Origin of the sequence: Massilia sp. 2TAF26 (assembly GCF_052115005.1) — a bacterium.
Classification (GTDB): domain Bacteria; phylum Pseudomonadota; class Gammaproteobacteria; order Burkholderiales; family Burkholderiaceae_D; genus Telluria.
This window is the reverse complement of the sequence record NZ_JBFRFV010000074.1, coordinates 1-903: the sequence shown is the minus strand read 5'-3', so window position 1 is coordinate 903 and position 903 is coordinate 1. Positions and strand designations below refer to the sequence as shown.

At 66.0% G+C, this 903-nt stretch carries 1 protein-coding gene; it reads left to right on the top strand.

All coding sequences use genetic code 11. The annotated features are described in order from the left end of the window. Positions 1-73: 73 nt before the first annotated feature. Positions 74-903, top strand: an 830-nt coding sequence (locus tag AB4Z32_RS27450) for an IS1595 family transposase (RefSeq protein WP_442124982.1), incomplete at its 3' end; no start/stop codon positions are given.

The window sequence follows — 903 nt, the reverse complement described above, 5'->3', positions numbered from 1 at the left end:
GTTCGCGCCAAGTGTGGAATCTTTTCTGCAAGCCTGCGGTCCAATGTCGACCTGAACCGTTGACGGAGGCAGCATGCAAGCACGGCAGTTCGAACAGTTCCTGCAACGCCTGTCCTCTCTAACGCGGCGCCAGCGCGACCGCCTGCTCGACCTGCTGCACTCGGCGACCGGCCTCGACCGYGTACTCRAGATCGTCGAGCARCCCGGCAYGCCACTCTGCTGCCCGCACTGCCAGGCCGACAAACCCTATCGCCACGGCCATGCGCACGGACTGCAGCGCTACCGCTGCCGCAACTGCCATCGCACCTTCAACCTGCTCAGCGGCACGCCGCTGGCGCGGCTGCGCYACAAGGCGCACTGGCTCGACTACCTCGGCTGCATGCTCGACTCCCGCAGCGTGCGCCGCTCGGCGCGCGAGATCGGCGTGGCCAGTGCGACCAGCTTTCGATGGCGCCACCGTTTCCTGGCCTTGAGCAAGGATGACCGCCCGCAACGGCTGAGCGGCATCGCCGAAGCCGATGAGATGTATGTGCTCGAATCGCACAAGGGGTCCAGACATCTCGAYCGTCCGCCACGAAAGCGCGGCGGCAAGGCGACAAAGCGYGGGATCTCGAATGAACAAGTGTGCATCCTGGTGGCGCGCGATCGCAGCGGCCAGACCATCGACGCCGTGACCGGCAAGGGCAGCGTGAGCAAGCGGCAACTGTTGCAACACCTGGGGCCGCGCCTGGCGCGCGACGTGCTGTTGGTGACCGATAGCCATGCGGCCTACCCGGCATTCGCGCGGGAGGTCGGGATTTCGCATGAAGCCATCAACGCGAGCGCCGGCGAACGAAAGCGCGGTGCGCTGCACATCCAGAACGTGAACGCCTATCACAGCCGGATGCGCACCTGGGCACCTGG